11 protein-coding genes are annotated in these 12,644 nt (G+C 73.2%); 7 read left to right on the forward strand and 4 right to left on the reverse strand.

Translation table 11 applies throughout. The annotated features are described in order from the left end of the window. The first annotated feature begins 15 nt into the window (after window positions 1-15). Genes ACZ7MF_RS30050 through ACZ7MF_RS30060 form a run of 3 tightly spaced genes read left to right on the forward strand, consistent with a single transcriptional unit; the run spans window position 16 to window position 2,844 of the window. Window positions 16-1,008 carry a BadF/BadG/BcrA/BcrD ATPase family protein gene (locus ACZ7MF_RS30050; protein ID WP_471481402.1) on the forward strand — a complete coding sequence of 331 codons (993 nt, stop codon included), beginning with the start codon at window positions 16-18 and terminating at the stop codon, window positions 1,006-1,008. Continuing rightward, window positions 1,005-1,943, forward strand: a complete 939-nt coding sequence (locus ACZ7MF_RS30055) for a DMT family transporter (RefSeq protein WP_471481404.1) — start codon at window positions 1,005-1,007, stop codon at window positions 1,941-1,943. The genes ACZ7MF_RS30050 and ACZ7MF_RS30055 overlap by 4 nt, the downstream gene beginning before the upstream one ends. 52 nt (window positions 1,944-1,995) lie before the next feature. Then, entirely contained in the window at window positions 1,996-2,844 is an 849-nt protein-coding gene (locus ACZ7MF_RS30060) for a class II fructose-bisphosphate aldolase (protein ID WP_471481406.1), read from the forward strand. 53 nt (window positions 2,845-2,897) lie between these two features. On the opposite strand, the gene ACZ7MF_RS30065 is transcribed toward ACZ7MF_RS30060, so the two are convergent. Beyond that, entirely contained in the window at window positions 2,898-3,701 is an 804-nt protein-coding gene (locus tag ACZ7MF_RS30065; RefSeq protein ID WP_471481408.1) for a VOC family protein, read from the reverse strand. A gap of 235 nt (window positions 3,702-3,936) precedes the next feature. On the opposite strand from ACZ7MF_RS30065, the gene ACZ7MF_RS30070 reads away from it, so the two are divergent. After that, entirely contained in the window at window positions 3,937-4,788 is an 852-nt protein-coding gene (locus tag ACZ7MF_RS30070) for a sulfurtransferase (protein WP_471481409.1), read from the forward strand. Window positions 4,789-5,057: 269 nt separating this feature from the next. Here the strand turns inward: ACZ7MF_RS30070 and sepH are convergent, their stop codons facing one another. Continuing rightward, a complete protein-coding gene (gene sepH, locus ACZ7MF_RS30075) occupies window positions 5,058-6,119 on the reverse strand; it encodes a septation protein SepH (protein WP_471481411.1) in 1,062 nt (353 codons plus the stop codon). 472 nt (window positions 6,120-6,591) lie between these two features. Between sepH and ACZ7MF_RS30080 the strand changes: the two genes are divergently transcribed. Beyond that, window positions 6,592-7,488 carry a hypothetical protein gene (locus ACZ7MF_RS30080; protein ID WP_471481413.1) on the forward strand — a complete coding sequence of 299 codons (897 nt, stop codon included), beginning with the start codon at window positions 6,592-6,594 and terminating at the stop codon, window positions 7,486-7,488. On the opposite strand, the gene ACZ7MF_RS30085 is transcribed toward ACZ7MF_RS30080, so the two are convergent. Both ACZ7MF_RS30085 and ACZ7MF_RS30090 read right to left on the reverse strand, forming a co-directional pair. Continuing rightward, complete coding sequence (locus ACZ7MF_RS30085) at window positions 7,412-8,749, reverse strand: D-arabinono-1,4-lactone oxidase (protein WP_471481415.1); 1,338 nt, start codon at window positions 8,747-8,749, stop codon at window positions 7,412-7,414. The genes ACZ7MF_RS30080 and ACZ7MF_RS30085 overlap by 77 nt on opposite strands. Further along, a complete protein-coding gene (locus ACZ7MF_RS30090) occupies window positions 8,691-9,947 on the reverse strand; it encodes an MFS transporter (protein WP_471481851.1) in 1,257 nt (418 codons plus the stop codon). The genes ACZ7MF_RS30085 and ACZ7MF_RS30090 overlap by 59 nt, the downstream gene beginning before the upstream one ends. Before the next feature lie 163 nt (window positions 9,948-10,110). On the opposite strand from ACZ7MF_RS30090, the gene ACZ7MF_RS30095 reads away from it, so the two are divergent. After that, window positions 10,111-11,238 (forward strand): ferrochelatase, encoded by a 1,128-nt coding sequence (locus ACZ7MF_RS30095; protein WP_471481417.1) that lies wholly within the window; start codon window positions 10,111-10,113, stop codon window positions 11,236-11,238. Window positions 11,239-11,246: 8 nt separating this feature from the next. Further along, window positions 11,247-12,065, forward strand: coding sequence for an inositol monophosphatase family protein (locus tag ACZ7MF_RS30100; RefSeq protein WP_471481419.1), 819 nt, complete (start codon window positions 11,247-11,249; stop codon window positions 12,063-12,065). The last annotated feature ends 579 nt before the right edge of the window (window positions 12,066-12,644 follow it).

Genomic DNA, 12,644 nt, shown 5'->3' on the forward strand with positions numbered 1-12,644 from the left:
GACGGAGGTACGACGATGTTCCTGGGTGTCGACGGCGGCGGTACGAAAACCGCGTTCTGTCTGGTCGACCGGTCCGGACAAGTGGTGGCGCGTGCCCAGGCGGCAAGTTCGTACTACTTCTCCCACGGTATCGAGCTCGTCGAGCGTGTGCTGAGGGAAGGGGTCGACACTGTCTGCGCGGCGGCCGGACTGGCTCCGGCCGACATCGAGTACGCCTTCTTCGGCCTGCCCGGTTACGGGGAGGCGGCCCGCGACCTGCCCGTCCTCGACGCGACACCGCGGGCGGTGCTCGGGCACGACCGCTACGCGTGCGACAACGACATGGTCTGCGGCTGGGCGGGTTCGCTGGGCGCGGCCGACGGCATCAACGTCATCAGCGGCACCGGCTCGATGACCTACGGCGAGCGGCAGGGCCGGGGCGTACGCATCGGCGGCTGGAGCGAGTCGTTCGGCGACGAGGGCTCGGCGTACTGGATCGCGATCCGCGGCCTCAACGCCTTCTCCCGGATGAGCGACGGACGGCTCCCCGAGGGCCCCCTGGCCGGGGTGTTCCGAAGCAGGCTCGGCCTGGAGTCCGACCTCGACGTGATCGACGTCGTGCACAACCGGTGGCAGGGCGACCGGGGCCGGATCGCCGCGCTGAGCCGCTCGGTGGCCGAGGCGGCCGCATCCGGCGACGAGACCGCCGCGGGGATCCTCGCGGAGGCCGGCCGCGAACTCGCCCTGCTCGTGGAAGTCACCCGCGAACGGCTCGGGTTCGGCCCGGACGAGACCGTGCCCGTCTCCTACTCCGGCGGTACCTTCGGCGCCGCCCCGGTCCTGGAGGCGTTCATCACCGGACTGAAGGGCCGCTTCGCGGGCTACGACCTGCGACACCCCCTGTACGAGCCCGTCGTGGGCGCTGCCCTGTACGCGGCGAAACTCGCTGGAACCCCGCTCGACCGGCCGGCGCTCGACGCGCTGCGCAAGGCCTCAGGGTCCCTCGCCCCAGGAGAGGACGAACAATGAAGAACGGCACAAGAGGCTGGATCCTGTACGCGTCGCTGCTGGTCCTGTTCTGGGGTGTGTGGGGCGCCTTCTCCAGCGAGCCGAACAGCAGGTACGGCTACCCCAACGAGATGATCTACATCATCTGGGCCTTCACGATGCTCATCCCCGCGTACTTCGCGATGCGCGGCAAGACGTTCGACCGCAGGCCGGTCGCCGCGATGTACGGACTGATCGCGGGACTGACCGGCGCCGGCGGACAGCTGCTGCTGTTCCAGGCGCTCGCCGACGGCCCGGCGTACCTGATCTTCCCCCTGGTGTCCCTGTCCCCGGTGATCACCGTCCTCATGGCGACGGTGCTGCTGCGGGAGCGGATCACCCGGCTCGCCGTCGTGGGCGTGGTCGCGGCGCTGGTGGCGATCGTGCTGCTCAGCATCCCCAGTGGCGGGGGCGACTCGGACGCGCACGGCCCGTGGCTGCCGATGGCCATCCTGATCTGCGTCGCCTGGGGTGTGCAGGCGTTCTGCATGCGCAAGGCCGCGCTCGTCGGGGTCAACGAAGCGACGACCTTCGGGTGGATGACCATCAGCGGACTGCTGCTGGTTCCGGTGGCGTTCGCGATCATGGGCGGCTTGCCGTCCGGGGCTCCCTGGCAGGCGCCGGCGCTCACCGCGGTGACCCAGGTACTCAACGCCGTCGGTGCGCTGTTCCTGGTCATGGCGTTCAGCCGGGGCAAGGCCACCGTGGTCGCCCCCGTCACCAACGCACTCGCCCCGGTTCTGACCATCGTGCTGTCCCTGGCGGTCTACCAGACGCTGCCCAGCGTCTGGGGAGCCCTCGGCATCGTGCTCGCTCTCGCGGGCTCGACGCTGATGGTCTACAGCGACGAGAAGAGCGGCGAGAGTTCCGTGGCACCGGGTGTGGCGGACGGCGACGTGAGTTCCGTCGGACGCTAGCCCCGAACGCCCACCCACCCGAAGCAACACGAAAGCGAGGGGGAACACCCCCATGCCCCTGGTTCCCACGCGCGAACTCGTCTCGAAGGCCGCCGTCGCCGGCCGGGCCGTCGCGGCGTTCAACGTGATCACGCTGGAGCACGCCGAGGCGATCACCTCCGGTGCCCAGGCCGCGGGCGCCCCCGTGATCCTGCAGATCAGCGAGAACGCCGTGCGGTTCCACGGCGGCCGGGTCGAGCCGATCGCACGGGCCGCGGCCGAGGTCGGCAAGGCCTGTGACGTCGACGTCGCACTGCACCTGGACCACGTGACGGACCCGCGGCTGCTGCGCCGGGCGGCCGACGCCGGGTTCTCCTCCGTGATGTTCGACGCCGGGGCGCAGCCCTACGCCGAGAACCTGGCCGCCACCCGCGCCGCGGCGCAGTGGGCCCACGGCGCGGGCCTGTGGCTGGAGGCCGAACTCGGGTACGTGGGTGGCAAACCCGACGCCCCCGCGAGCGCCCACGCCGCCGGGGTGCGGACCGACCCGCAGGAAGCGGCGCGCTACGTGGCGGACACCGGCGTGGACGCGCTGGCCGTCGCCGTCGGCAGCAGCCACGCCATGACCGAACGCTCCGCGTCCCTGGACCACGCACTGATCGAACGACTCCGGGAGGCCGTGCCCGTACCCCTGGTACTGCACGGTTCGTCGGGAGTCGGGGACGACGAACTGCGGCGGGCCGTCCGGGCGGGCATCCTGAAGGTCAACGTCGGTACCGCGCTCAACATCGCCTTCACGGGCGCGGTCCGCGAGACGTTGGCGGCGCGCCCCGACCTGACGGACCCCCGCCCCTACGTCGCCCACGGACGGGAGACGATGGCGGAGACGGTACGTGCCCTGCTCGCCGTGGTGAGCGGCTGAGCGGGGCCGAGGCCTGCGGGGCCCGCGGACTTACGGCCGCCCGCGTCACCGCGTCACCGCTCCGCGTGCAGCAGCGTGAACCGCGCCCCCTCGGGATCCGCCACCGTCGCCACCCGGCCGTGGGGCGTGTCGTGGGCCGGGGCGAGGACGTGCCCGCCCAGGTCGACGAGGCGCGCCGCGGACTCGTCCGTGTCGGCCACCTCGAAGTACGTCATCCAGTGCGGCCCCCGGTCGCGCGCCAGGGCGTCGCCGACGCCGTGGAGGCCGGCGACGGGACGGCCCTCGATGCGCAGGGTCACGTAGTCGCGGTCGGTGGAGGGGTCCGGGACCAGTTCGAAGCCGAAGACCGTCTCGTAGAACTTGGCGACGCTCGCCGTCTCGTACGTCAGCAGTTCGTTCCAGGCCGGTGTGCCGGGCCGGCCCGTGACGGCCGTGCCCAGGTGTGCGGCCGCCTGCCACATGCCGAAGACGGCACCGGCCGGGTCGGAGCCCAGGGCCATGCGGCCGGCCTCGCCCGCGTCCAGGGGGCCGACGCCGACCGTGCCACCGCACAGGCGCACCGTTTCGGCCGTCCGGTTGACGTCGTCGGAGGCGAAGTACGGCGTCCAGGCGGTGGGCAGCTGCCGGTCCGGGGGCAGCTGCCCGATGCCGGCCACCTCCCGCCCGTCGAGCAGGGCCCGCGCATAGGGGCCCAGTTGCTGGGGGCCCGGCCGGAACTCCCAGCCGAACAGGGCACCGTAGAAGTCGTGGGTGGCGGCCGGTCCGTGCACCATCAGACTCACCCAGCAGGGCGTGCCGGGCGCGCGTCGGGCGTTCGTCTCGCCGATCCGGCTGTCCGATCCCCGTGCGTCGGTCATCGTCACCCTCTTCTCGGCCCTCCGCGGGCCGTGCGTCCGCTTCCGCTCCGACGGGCCTCGGCACCGGCACCGGGTTCCGGTGCGTGCTTCCGGCGTGCTCGCGCTCGTGGGGCAGCCCGCCTGCCCGGGCAGTACAGCATGTGCCCGAACCCGTACGCCTCGTGATCGGTACTGTCCGGCGGGCAGAGTAGCCCGACAACGACGCCTCGGCCACTCGGTACGTCAGGATGGGGCCATGAACGCCATCATCTCCGCAACCGAACTCGTCGACGAACTGGCGGGCGCCCATCCGCCCGTCCTGCTCGACGTCCGCTGGCAGCTGAGCACGGCGAAGGCGGCCGGCGCCCCGCCGTTCGACGGCCGGGCCGAGTACGCGGCCGGGCATCTGCCCGGTGCCGTCTACGTCGACCTGGACCGCGAACTGGCCTCCGCGCCCGGCGTGAACGGCCGGCACCCGTTGCCCGAGGTGGGGGAGTTCGGCGCGGCGATGCGCCGGGCGGGCGTGTCCAGCGGGCGGCCGGTCGTGGTCTACGACGGCGGGCAGGGGTGGGCGGCGGCCCGCGCCTGGTGGCTGCTGCGCTGGACGGGTCACCCGAACGTGCGGGTCCTCGACGGCGGGTTGCCGTCCTGGGAGGCGCCGCTGCCGACGGACGTCCCGGCGCCCGCGGAGGGCGACTTCACGCCGGCGCCGGGCGCGACGGGGCTGCTGGACGCGGACGGGGCGGCCGCGCTGGCCCGGTCCGGCGTGCTGTTCGACGCCCGCGCGGGGGAGCGTTACCGCGGTGAGGTCGAGCCGATCGATCCGGTCGGCGGCCACATTCCGGGCGCCGTGTCCGCGCCGACGACCGGCAACGTGGCCCCGGACGGGCACTTCCTGCCCGCCGAGGAACTCCGGGCACGCTTCAAGACCCTCGGCGCCACGGAAGACGGCGCGGTCGGCGTCTACTGCGGCTCGGGCGTGTCGGCTGCCCACGAGGTGCTCGCCCTCGCGGTGGCGGGGATTCCGGCGGCGCTGTACGTGGGCTCCTGGTCCGAGTGGTCGTCGGACCCGGCCCGGCCGGTCGCGGTGGGACCCGACCCGCAGTAGAGGGGTCCGCTGCGCGTGGGACCCCGGGCTGTGGCGGGGGCCGCGCCCGCCACGGGGCGAGGGCCGGGCCGGGGATGTGAGGGCCGGACCGGGGGCAAGGCCCCGCATCGAGGATGACGCAGCGTCCGCAGCGCGCACGAGGACGGGGCCGCACCCGCAGGCACGTCCGCGGCAAGGCCGTACGCGCGGTGGGCCGTTGGCACGACATCGGGGCCGCACCCACCCGGGTGCGGCCCCGACCTCGGTCAGGTCATTCGGCGAAGACCGGACTACTCCTGCTTCTTGCGCCGCGTGCCGAACACGATCTCGTCCCAGCTCGGCACCGCCGCGCGGCGACCCGGCCGGACGCCGTCGGCCTCGGCCTGGCGGTCGGTGGAGCCGGTGAGGCGGTCGCGGTGGCTGGCCACCGAGCGCGGCATGAGCACGTCGGCGTAGGCGGAACCGGCCGACGCCGCGGGCGCGGGCGGCTCCTCCACCTCGGGTTCCTCGACGGGCTCCTCCACCGGATCGGGAGCGCGCTCGGGCACCACCAGGTCACCGCGGAAGCTCGGTACGGCCTCCAGCAGGCTGGTGAGCGAGTCGCGTTCGCGCTCGGCCGAGGCGGTGGCAGCGGTGTCGTCGGCCGGCTCGGCCGGCGGCGGCGGGGGCAGGCTCGGCCGCTCCCGCTGCTCCCGGTCGAGGGTGCGGTCCAGCGGCCGGTCGCGCGGCAGTCGGGCGATGCGCGGCACGAACGGGAAGCTGGGCTCGGGCGCGGCGAGGTCGTCGGATTCCCCGATCAGCGCGCGTGCCTCCGCGTCGACGGCCTGGACGAGCCGCCGGGGCGGGTCGTACGTCCAGCTCGCCGAGTGGGGTTCGCCCGCGACCAGGTAGACCAGCAGAACCTCCCAGGTGCCGTCGTCGCGGCGCCAGGAGTCCCACTGGACGGTGTCCTTGTCGGCGCCGCGCAGCAGCAGCCGCTCCTGGACGGCCTCGCCGAGGGGCGGCCCGGAGTTCTCGCCGGGACGGCGCACGGGGGTCTTGCGGGCCCGCTCCGCCATGAAGGCGCGCTCGGCCAGCACGGGGCCCTCGAAGCGCCGTACGCGATCGACGGGGATGCCGGCCATCTGGGCGACCTCTTCCGCGGTCGCGCCGGCTCGTATACGTGCCTGGATGTCGCGGGGGCGGAGATGGCTCTCCACCTCGATCTCGATCTGGCCGAGGCGGGGGCGGTCGCCGCGCACGGCGGCGCGGAGCCGCTCGTCGATCGGAAGCGTGTACTCCGTGCTGTCCGCAGCCTTCAGCACCAGCCGTGTGCCGTCATTCGAGACGGCCACGACACGCAGTTCGGGCATGGGGACCTCCCGGGTGGTGCCTGCCGACGTCACGTGCGTCGCTGCTTCCGCTCTGTCGAGTGTGGCCTGCCCGGGTGCAGCCTGCCACAACCTTGCCGAGTTGCCCGGCGTGTCGGGCGCGGGCCCTGGATCGCCGTTATGGCACGGTTACCTGTTCGCAACGCTAAGTGACCAACCTCGTCACCCTGTGCAACTAGCCCCCTCCCGGCGGTCCTTCAAGGTGCCGGACCCCCTGTCGGGAGACCAGCTCCAGGGCTCGCAACAGTACTCCATTCGGACCACGTGCGTGGATTGGCGCGCCGCCCAACTTCTGGCAAGAGGTGACGCTCGGCCGTCCCCGGCGCGATTTCCGCGATCTTGGGCGTGGCGTACTTCACGCAATCACCAGAAACGGAACTAATGGTTTCGGCCGCACGTCCCTTTCTCATGCAGTTGATCGATCCCGTACGGGAAAGGCAGGCAAGGTCCGACGATGCGTGAAAGGTCCGATGACGGTGGGGCGGACGTGCGTTCGAAGGGGGAGTCCAGGCGCATCGACCTGAGTGTCCCCCAGGTCGCGGGCAGCGCCCTGGCGGCGGTGGTGGCCGCCAAACTCGCCTCCTCCTTCGGCGTCTACGGCACGATCGCCGGAGCCGGCCTGATCAGTGTCGTCGCCACCTGCGGGGGCTCGGTGCTCCAGCACTTCTTCAAGCGCACCGGGGAGCAGATCCGGGTGAAGCGCACCGTCGCCGCCGTGCGGATCGACGGGCGGACCGCGCCGGTTGCGGCCGCGGCGCCGGACCCGAACCCGGCTTCGGCTTCGGCTTCGGCTTCGGCTTCGGGAGAGTTCACCGACGGCACCGTCTACCGCGCGCGGACCAAGGGCTGGCGCCGCCCGCTGGTCGCGGCGGCCCTCGTCTTCGGCGTCACCATGGCCGGGATCACGGTGTACGAGGTCGCCTCCGGCCAGGACCTGAGCGGCGGCCACAGCACCACCGTCGGCAGCGCCTTCACCGGACACAACAAGTCCGCCGCCGATTCGGGGGAGTCCGGGGAGTCCGGCGACTCCGGTGACGCCGAAGACCCGCAGGACGGCCGGGACTCAGATGGCTCCGGTGACGCGAAGGACTCCGGTTCCGGGAGCGACGCCCCGGCCCCCACCCCCTCCGGGAGCCCGGACGCAACCGACGGGAACCCGTCGCCCGACGCCGGTTCGACGGAGGGCGGCGGTACGGGGTCCAGCCCCACGCCCACCCCGGACACCGGCGACGACGAGGACGCCGGCACCGGAGCCCCCGACCCGGACGCCTCGGCTACGGCCCCAGAACCCGGCGCAAGTAGTCGTTCTGGAACAGACGGTCAGGGTCAAGACGGTCCCGCAGCGCCGTGAACTCGCCGAAGCGCGGATACACCCGGGAGAAGTACCCGGCGTCCCGGGTGTGCACCTTGCCCCAGTGCGGCCGGCCCTCGTGCGCCGTGAAGATGCGCTCGGCGGCGGTGAAGTACGCCTGGTAGGGCGTGCCCCGGAACATGTGCACGGCGATGTACGCGCTGTCGCGGCCCGACGCGGTGGACAGCGTGATGTCGTCGGCCGGGGCCGTGCGCACCTCGACCGGGAAGCTGACCCGCAGCCGTGACCGCTCGACCATCGCCCTCAGCTCGCGCAGCGCGTCGACGACGGCGTCACGCGGAACGGCGTACTCCATCTCCACGAACCGCACCCGGCGCGGGGATGTGAAGACCTTGTAGGGAGTGTCCGTGTACGTCCGCGCGGAGAGTGCCCGGCTGGAGATCCGGGCGATCGACGGGATGGTGGCGGGCGCCGCGCGGCCGACCCAGTTGACCGCCTGGAAGAGGCCGTTGGAGAGGAACTCGTCGTCCAGCCAGCCCTGGAACCGCCCCACCGGCCGCTCCGGACCGGCGCTGCGGTTGTTGCGCTTGGTGTTGGTGCTGTTGGTGTGCGGGAACCAGTAGAACTCGAAGTGCTCGTTCTCCGACCACAGCGCGTCGAAGTCGGCCAGGACCCGATCGAACGGCATCGGTTCCTCGCGGGCCGTGAGGAGGAAGACCGGCTCCACGGCGAAGGTGATCGCGGTGACGACGCCCAGTGCGCCGAGGCCGATCCGGGCGGCGGCGAACACCTCGGGGTTCTCGTCCGCGGAGCAGGTCAGCACCGAGCCGTCCGCCGTGACCAGTTCCAGGCCCCGGATCTGGGCGGCGATCGAGGCCGAGTCGCGGCCGGTGCCGTGGGTGCCGGTACTGGTGGCTCCGGAGACGGTCTGCTCCATGATGTCGCCCATGTTGGTCAGCGACAGGCCCTCACGCGCGAGCGCCATGTTGAGCCTCTTGAGCGGGGTGCCTGCCTCGACCGTGACCGTCATGGCGTCGCGATCAATGCTGCGGATGCCCGTCAACAGTTGAGGCCGGATCAACACACCGTCCGTCGCGGCTATCGACGTGAAGGAGTGCCCGGTGCCGACCGCCTTGACCCGCTGCCCGTCCTCGGCCGCCCGGCGGACGGCGTCGGCCAGTTCGTCGACGGAGGCGGGAGTGACCTCCCGCGCGGGGCGCGCCGAGACGTTGCCGCCCCAGTTACGCCATGTGCCGTTCCGGCCGCTCGTCCTGCCGCTCGCCGTGCGTGTGCTGCTCAACGGTCCCTCCCCGACGCGGTTCCGGCCGCTTGAGCCGGCGGTACCCGAGGAAACCGACCGCGACCGCGACGGCCCCGGCCACCGCCGGAACCCCGTACCCGGCACGTGCCCCGGAGGCGTCGATCACCCAGCCGCCCGCGGAGGAGCCGAGCGCGACCCCGACCGCGAGTCCGGTGCTCACCCAGGTCATGCCCTCGGTGAGCTGCGTGCGTGGTACGTGCTCTTCGATGAGGGACATGGTCGTGATCATCGTGGGAGCGATGGACAGACCCGCAACGAACAGCGCCGCGGCCAGAAACGGCAAGTTTCCGACCAGTAGGAGGGGGATCATACTCACGGCCATCGCACACACGCCCAGGAGCCAGCGGCGCTCCGGCGGCCCGGCGAAGCGCAGCAGCCCGAAAATCATGGCGGCCGTGCACGACCCCGCCGCGTAGAGGGCGAGGACGAGGCTGGCGGCGGCCTTGTGCCCCTCCTCCTCGGCGAACGCCACGGTGACGACGTCGATGGCGCCGAAGATCGTCCCCGTGGCCGCGAAGGTGCCCACCAGGACCTGGAGCCCCCGGGAGCGCAGCGCCGTGCCGCCGCCCTTGTGCTCGCGCGGGTGCGGTTCCGGCTCGGTGGCGCGCTGCGAGGTCAGCCAGAAGACGCCGGTCGCCAGGAAGCAGGCGGCGAGCAGCGGCCCGGCCTCCGGGAACCAGGCCGTGGACAGGCCGATGGAGATGATCGGGCCGAAGATGAAGCAGACCTCGTCCACCACGGACTCGAAGGAGTACGCGGTGTGCAGCTGCGGCGTGCCGCGGTACAGGGCCGCCCAGCGGGACCGGACCATCGCCCCGAGGCTCGGCACGCAGCCGATGCCGACACAGGCCACGAACAGCACCCAGTCCGGCCACCCGTAGTGCGCGGCGGGCAGCAGGACCGCCGCCGCGGTCAGCGACACCAGCGTTGCCGGGCGCAGCACCCGGCGCTGCCCGTACCGGTCGACCAGGCGGGAGACCTGCGGCCCGGCCACGGCGGCGGCGAGCGCGATGGTGGCCGACAGCGCCCCGGCCAGTCCGTACCGCCCGGTGAGCTGCGAGATCATCGTCACCACGCCGATGCCCATCATCGACAGCGGCATCCGGCCGAGGAAACCCGCGGCGGAGAAGCCCTTGGTGCCCGGGAGGGCGAACAGGGCGCGGTAGGGACTGGCCAACGAGGTCTCCGGAAGCGGCTCGGTCACGAGTTAGTAAGGTGCGAACACAGTCGATACAGCTTACTCGCCCCTCCGTTCGGGAACACCCCCTCGGACCTGGTCAAACGCACGGTCGGTACCCCACCGTTTCCCCGCTGTCAGTGCCGGGTGGCAGGATCGGGGCATGCCAGACGTGCTCGATGCCAGCCCCTACGACGCCCTGCTCCTGCTCTCGTTCGGCGGCCCGGAGGGCCCGGACGACGTGGTCCCGTTCCTGGAGAACGTGACCCGGGGGCGCGGCATCCCCAAGGAACGCCTCAAGGAAGTCGGACAGCACTACTTCCTCTTCGGCGGCGTCAGCCCGATCAACGACCAGAACCGCGCCCTGCTGGACGCCCTGCGCAAGGACTTCGCCGAGCACGGCCTGGACCTGCCGGTCTACTGGGGCAACCGCAACTGGGCGCCGTACCTGACGGACACCCTGCGCGAGATGGTCGGCGACGGCCGCCGCCGCATCCTGGTCCTCGCCACCAGCGCCTACGCCTCGTACTCGGGCTGCCGCCAGTACCGCGAGAACCTGGCGGACGCCCTCGCCGCCCTTGAGGCCGAGGGCCTGGAGCTGCCGAAGATCGACAAGCTCCGGCACTACTTCAACCACCCCGGCTTCGTCGAGCCCATGGTCGACGGGGTCGTCCGCTCCCTCGCCGAGCTGCCCGAGGAGGTCCGGGACGGCGCGCACATCGCGTTCTGCACCCACTCGATCCCCACCTCCGCCGCCGACACGTCCGGCCCGGTCGAGGAGCACGGCGACGGCGGGGCGTACGTGCGCCAGCACCTGGACGTGGCGCAGGTGATCGCCGACGCCGTCCGCGAGCGCACCGGCGCCGACCACCCCTGGCAGCTCGTCTACCAGTCGCGCTCCGGCGCCCCGCACATCCCGTGGCTCGAGCCCGACATCTGCGACCACCTGGAGGAGCGGCAGGCGGCCGGTGCCCCCGCGGTGGTGATGGCCCCCATCGGGTTCGTCTCCGACCACATGGAGGTCCTGTACGACCTCGACACGGAGGCCACCGCCAAGGCCGGGGAGCTGGGGCTGCCGGTGCGCCGCTCGGCCACCGTGGGCGCCGACCCGCGCTTCGCCGCGGCCGTCCGCGACCTGGTCCTGGAGCGGGCGGGCGCCGAGCGCGGGCTGGAGGTCGCGCCCTGCGCCCTCGGCGCGCTCGGCGCGAGCCACAACCTGTGCCCGGTCGGCTGCTGCCCCGCCCGTGCCCCCCGGCCCGCCGCCGCGGGCGCCGACAGCCCCTACGCGTGAGGACCCCCGTGACCGACGTGACGCCCGATCCGCTCCATGCCGACCTGCTGAAGATCGCCCAGGAGGCCGCCCACCGCGCGGGCGAGCTGCTGCGGGACGGCCGCCCGGCCGACCTGGCGGTCGCCGCCACCAAGTCCAGCCCGATCGACGTGGTCACCGAGATGGACATCGCCGCGGAGAAGCTGATCACCGGGCTGATCGCCGACCGCCGCCCCGACGACGGCTTCCTCGGCGAGGAGGGTGCCGCCGCGGAGGGCACCAGTGGCGTCCGCTGGGTCATCGACCCGCTGGACGGCACGGTGAACTACCTCTACGGACTGCCCACCTGGGCGGTCTCCATCGCCGCCGAGCAGGACGGCGAGCGGGTGGCCGGCGTGGTCGTGGCCCCGATGCGGGGCGAGTCCTACCACGCGGTGCTGGGCGGCGGCGCCTGGGCGACGGGTGCCTGGGAGGGCAAACGCAGGCTCGCCTGCCGGTCCGCCGCACCGCTGGACCAGGCGCTGGTCTCCACCGGCTTCAACTACGTCGCCGACGTCCGCGCGGAGCAGGCCGAGATCGCGCGGCGGCTGATCCCGCTGGTGCGGGACATCCGGCGCGGCGGCTCGGCGGCGATCGACCTGTGCGACGTGGCCGCGGGACGCCTCGACGGCTACTACGAGCGCGGGCTGCATCCCTGGGACCTCGCGGCGGGCGACCTGATCGCCCGTGAGGCGGGCGCGGTGACCGGTGGCCGCCCCGGTGAGCGCCCCACCGGCGCCCTGACCATCGCCGCCACCCCGGCCGTCTTCGAACCCCTCCAGCGGCTCCTGACGGACTTCGGAGCGTAAGCCTCCGGCGGTCGGACGGAGGGCGGTGCCGGTCGTCGTGGGGGAGTGTCGTCGCTCGGCGCCGTGCCCGGGGCGCCCTGCGGGGGTGCCGGGTGCTTGAGCGGAGACCCTCCGCGCCCGCGCTGTGCGGGGCCGGGTCGCGCCGCGGCCCGACGGCCGCTGCGCCGGGTGCGGGCGGCAGGCCCGCCCCGCCAGAGCGGGCCGTCGCCGGCATGCTCGCGCGGTCGGTTCCGCGGTCGGTCACCTCGTGTAGGGGGACGGCCGGCCGGTCGGCGGGCTCGTGTGGTCGGCCCGTCGGCCGCACGGCCCGGCACGTGGGCCGGTCCGGACCGCCCCTTCGCGTCGGCACCGCCTCCTTGCGAGGCCGGGTTCGGCCGCGTCCGGCTCGCGTGGTCCCAGACACCGCTCAGGCGTGCCCTCCGCCGGGTCGGATCGGGCAGCCGCTCTGCCCGGCCCCGCTGCCCGGCCTGCCCCGGCCGCCCGACCCGTGCTGCCCGTACTCCGTGGTCGCCGGGGCACACCACGAACCGCGACCCGGGACCGCGCATGACGAGGCCCCGGTGCTGGATCCCACCGGGG

The sequence above is a fragment of the Streptomyces sp. NPDC111628 genome (assembly GCF_055635195.1).

Bases quoted from the DNA above. Each gene is read 5' to 3' on its own strand.
- ACZ7MF_RS30050 (WP_471481402.1), top strand. From the start codon at position 16: ATGTTCCTGGGTGTCGACGGCGGCGGTACGAAAACCGCGTTCTGTCTG.
- ACZ7MF_RS30055 (WP_471481404.1), top strand. From the start codon at position 1,005: ATGAAGAACGGCACAAGAGGCTGGATCCTGTACGCGTCGCTGCTGGTC.
- ACZ7MF_RS30060 (WP_471481406.1), top strand. From the start codon at position 1,996: ATGCCCCTGGTTCCCACGCGCGAACTCGTCTCGAAGGCCGCCGTCGCC.
- ACZ7MF_RS30065 (WP_471481408.1), bottom strand. From the start codon at position 3,701: ATGACCGACGCACGGGGATCGGACAGCCGGATCGGCGAGACGAACGCC.
- ACZ7MF_RS30070 (WP_471481409.1), top strand. From the start codon at position 3,937: ATGAACGCCATCATCTCCGCAACCGAACTCGTCGACGAACTGGCGGGC.
- sepH (WP_471481411.1), bottom strand. From the start codon at position 6,119: ATGCCCGAACTGCGTGTCGTGGCCGTCTCGAATGACGGCACACGGCTG.
- ACZ7MF_RS30080 (WP_471481413.1), top strand. From the start codon at position 6,592: ATGCGTGAAAGGTCCGATGACGGTGGGGCGGACGTGCGTTCGAAGGGG.
- ACZ7MF_RS30095 (WP_471481417.1), top strand. From the start codon at position 10,111: ATGCCAGACGTGCTCGATGCCAGCCCCTACGACGCCCTGCTCCTGCTC.